The organism is Trichococcus sp. (assembly GCF_049589555.1).
Lineage (GTDB): Bacteria > Bacillota > Bacilli > Lactobacillales > Aerococcaceae > Trichococcus.
In genome coordinates, this window is record NZ_JBAWAZ010000223.1 from 1 (window position 1) to 3,636 (window position 3,636).

The 3,636-nt window shown below is 49.5% G+C and carries 5 protein-coding genes and 1 pseudogene; all 6 read right to left on the reverse strand.

Annotated elements, in window-relative coordinates; genetic code table 11:
- Positions 1–464: pseudogene (locus tag WBV27_RS08490) on the reverse strand (hypothetical protein); the annotation flags it as partial.
- Positions 445–1,056, reverse strand: a complete 612-nt coding sequence (locus WBV27_RS08495) for an anthranilate synthase component II (protein ID WP_424201168.1) — start codon at positions 1,054–1,056, stop codon at positions 445–447. The pseudogene WBV27_RS08490 and the gene WBV27_RS08495, both read right to left, overlap by 20 nt.
- 237 nt (positions 1,057–1,293) lie before the next feature.
- On the reverse strand, positions 1,294–1,995 hold the full coding sequence (locus WBV27_RS08500) for a molybdopterin-dependent oxidoreductase (RefSeq protein ID WP_424201170.1): 702 nt from the start codon (positions 1,993–1,995) through the stop codon (positions 1,294–1,296).
- Between the two features lie 30 nt (positions 1,996–2,025).
- Positions 2,026–2,697 carry a DUF3159 domain-containing protein gene (locus WBV27_RS08505; protein WP_424201172.1) on the reverse strand — a complete coding sequence of 224 codons (672 nt, stop codon included), beginning with the start codon at positions 2,695–2,697 and terminating at the stop codon, positions 2,026–2,028.
- 4 nt (positions 2,698–2,701) lie between these two features.
- Complete coding sequence (locus WBV27_RS08510) at positions 2,702–3,037, reverse strand: hypothetical protein (RefSeq protein ID WP_424201173.1); 336 nt, start codon at positions 3,035–3,037, stop codon at positions 2,702–2,704.
- 191 nt (positions 3,038–3,228) lie between these two features.
- Positions 3,229–3,636 (reverse strand): solute carrier family 23 protein (locus WBV27_RS08515; RefSeq protein WP_424201175.1); only part of this gene is annotated, 408 nt, incomplete at its 5' end.

The following is a 3,636-nucleotide window of genomic DNA, read 5'->3' on the forward strand; positions in this document are numbered from 1 at the left end:
ACCTCGGAAACCCACTTTTCCGGATCGCCGAAGAACCCCGGCGAAGCAAGATGTACCTTCCCCAAAAGGTGGTCCACCACAATCGCCCCATCATAGATGCCAAAGAAGCTGTCCGGAATCTGGACATCGTCGCGCGCTTCTTTCGGCAACCGTTCCACTTGATGGCGCAGCTCATAGCCGAAATAACCGACAGCTCCGCCGATGAAAGGAAGCTCCCCCTTGTAGTCCAGCTGATAGTCTGCCAGCAGTGCTTTCAGTTCTGCAAAAGCATCCACGCCCGCTTTGGCAGTCAGCGTCAGTTCGGGATCGAATCCGATGAAGGAATAGCGTCCCAACTTTTGCGGATCCATCCCGCTGTCAAGGAAAAAACAATGCTTGCGGTCGCGGAACAAAGAGAACAGTTCGAAGCTCGTAAGCCCGGTGACGATTTCCTTGATCACGATCTCAGTCGTTCTCTTTTTCATAAAAAATCGCCCCTTCTCGCTTTTTTTTGGCGCGCTCATAAAAATTGCGCAACATATCCAGCCCATGCTCCGTCAGGATTGCCTCAGGATGGAACTGGACCCCCTCGATCAACTCTTCCCGATGAAGAAAGCCCATGATTTCACCATCCGCTGTCCAAGCGGTGATCTCCAACGAGTCCGGAAGGCTTCCCTTTTCCACGATCAAGGAATGGTATCTTGTGACATTCAGCGGACTTTTCAAGCCCTGGAAGACGCCTTTCCCTGTATGCTGGATGGCATGGACCTTGCCATGGACAGGCTCTTTCGCCTTCACGATTGCCGCGCCGAAAAGCCCAGCAATCGTTTGGTGCCCCAAGCAGATGCCCAGAATCGGGATAACTCCGGCGAAGCGCCTGACGACATCCAGACTGATGCCCGCTTCATTAGGCGTTTTCGGCCCCGGGGAAATCAGGATCATCAGCGGATCCAGTGCCGCTATCTCTTCGATTGTTATCTTATCGTTCCGTTTCACCACAACGTTTTCATCCAATTGCTTGAGGTATTGGACGAGATTGTAGGTGAAGGAATCATAATTATCTATTACAAGTATCATACGTATCCTCATCAATATTATTATTTTTATGCTCTAGCTTCTATCATTTCCCATGTATCTGGCGAACCTTATAAAATGATAGGTCCATCATACCAAAAGCTGAGACTCCAGCCTATAGTTTTGAGGAAACTGAATCCTATCGAAAAAATGGCCAGGACAAGTGCCCTAGCCACTCAGTCTTTCTTGGAAGAAGCATTATGCGTGGATACAGTCTGAAAAGTACTGCAGGCGCTCTTCTTATGGTTTGACATCCGCCTCGTTGTCAAAGCCCCGCTGTTCCCAATAACCTTTAAAATCCGCATCATCGGACAACTCAATGCGGGTGATCCATTTGATCCATTTGTATCCCAGTTTATCTTCCGCCACCAACTGGAAAGGAAAGCCTCTTTCGGGCGGCAGGACGACGCCATTCATCTTATAGGCGATCATCAATTGCCTGTCCATGATCGTCTGCAGCGGCAAGGATGTACTGTAGCCATCCTCGGAATAAAAGATGACCGTATCAGCGCTTTCCTGAACGTCCACTCCTTCGAACAGGTCCGCAAGCAGAACCCCTTCCCAAAGGATGTCGACGCTCCATCCTTCCACACAATGCAACGTCACAACCTTTGTGTACTTCTGATTATCCAGCACTTCGCCGTAGGACAAGGAAGCCGGTTGCTCGACCAAGCCGTCAATCGTCAGCATGTAAGTATCTATGTCTATATACTGAGGACCTTTGATAGAGTTTTCCCGAAAATCGGTCAAAGAAGACAAATCTTGTCCTTCGTATTCGGCCACTTCGATTTTGGTCAGTTCTTCCAGATCAGTCTCACTGGTGTCGCCATCATTGGATGTTCCGCAACCAAAAAGCAACAGACTCAGCAACAGCAACAGGTAGTTCTTGGGAATGCGATTGGCATAGCGGCTCTTTACTGCGAATTTTCCCACTTTTTCCATCAAAAAGCCTTCTTTCCGAAACCCATCAGACTAAAAACCACGTGTCTGCCCTTCCCACGGTTGCGGTTTCCCTTCCCGATGCTCCCCCACGCTAGGCCCTTTCAGGTTGCGGAGGCGCCAAATGCCGTAGATATAACTGATGACCAGGCCTGCAATCGTTACTGGAAGCCCCAAGAGTGTATTGGTCCAAGCCAACTCAACAACGTCGCCGCGTCGGAAAAGAACGACCTGCAAGGCCAAGCGCATCAGAAAAAACAAAAACCAAAGAACCGTCACTTCCTGATAGGCCGGCTTCACGTCCTTGCGCCAATACCATTCCAGATCCCACCCGCGCGTCAAATGGCTCGTCAAAGCGGCCAGCGGTTTCCCCAGGATGAGGCTCACCAGCGCCGCCACTACGAGCAGCGCGCTGTTCACTATTTTGGGAAGATAATAATTGGCAGCATTATTGGAGAAATACGCGATTCCGGAAGCAACCAAAACCCCCAGCAAACCACCCACTGCATAACGCAACGGTTGTTTCCTAGCCCACCGGATAATCCCCAACAGCACAGCCAAAGCAATCGCCAAAATACTTGCGACCATCAACTGATATCTGCCACTGACGATTGCAAACAGCAAGGGAGGCAATAAAGCATCGAAAGTCTTCCCCGAAATGACCAACTTCAATTCTTCCGAAATTTCCTTGATTTTAGCTTTCAAATCATCATCCCCTATCGGAAAATCTGTAGGCGACATATTCGATGATGACACCATAACCGATACCTGCCGCAAAACCAACTGCATCTTCGAATCCAGTTGAACTATAGAAAGCGAAGGAAACCAACAACCCTATGATGGCTCCGCGCCACAATGCCCGTTTCAATTCCTGTGTTTCCTTTGCAAAGCCGATGACTACGCCCATCAACAGCCGGTTGTACCAGAAGGCGAAAAGATAAAGCACCTCCCTCTCAAATCCGGACCGCAATTGAGCTCCCAAGATGCAGACTACGCCCAAAAGAGCTCCCGCAACGATAGAAATCTTCATTCTGTTCGTCAACATATGCTCAACTCCCCTCATCTGTCAGCATGAAAATCAACCTGCTCATTCGCCTCAATTATACTACTGCGGCTAAAAAAAGCGAAAATGACGGCTCCCGCCCGGGGAATCCCGGGTTGGAGCCGTCATAAAATTTAATCACCTGACGCAGTCTGGTAAGATTGGCCCACTAAGAACCTACCTTCTTTCTGCTGTCAGTCTGTTTCGTTCATCAAGCCTGCTTTATCAAACAGGTAGAAAGATAAGCTCAAAATGATGCCGACCACACTCGCTAGGACCATTCCGCTTAATTGGATGCCTGCAAATTTAACTGTCAACCCGCTCAATCCAGTGACGAAAACGATGGATGTCAGGATCAGATTCTTGGACTTGCTGTAGTCCACTTTTTCTTCAACCAACAGACGCAAGCCGCTCGTGCCGATCATGCCGTAAAGCAAGAACGTAACTCCACCGATTACATCACCAGGAATGGTGGAAATCAGTGCTGCTAACGGTCCGAAGAAGGACATGACCATGGAGAAAATCGCAGCGCCGGCGATGACGCGCACGCTGTAGACACGTGTGATGGCCATTACCCCGATGTTCTCGCCATAAGTCGTTGT

Bases quoted from the DNA above. Each gene is read 5' to 3' on its own strand.
- WBV27_RS08510 (WP_424201173.1), bottom strand. From the start codon at position 3,037: ATGTTGACGAACAGAATGAAGATTTCTATCGTTGCGGGAGCTCTTTTG.
- WBV27_RS08500 (WP_424201170.1), bottom strand. From the start codon at position 1,995: ATGGAAAAAGTGGGAAAATTCGCAGTAAAGAGCCGCTATGCCAATCGC.
- WBV27_RS08495 (WP_424201168.1), bottom strand. From the start codon at position 1,056: ATGATACTTGTAATAGATAATTATGATTCCTTCACCTACAATCTCGTC.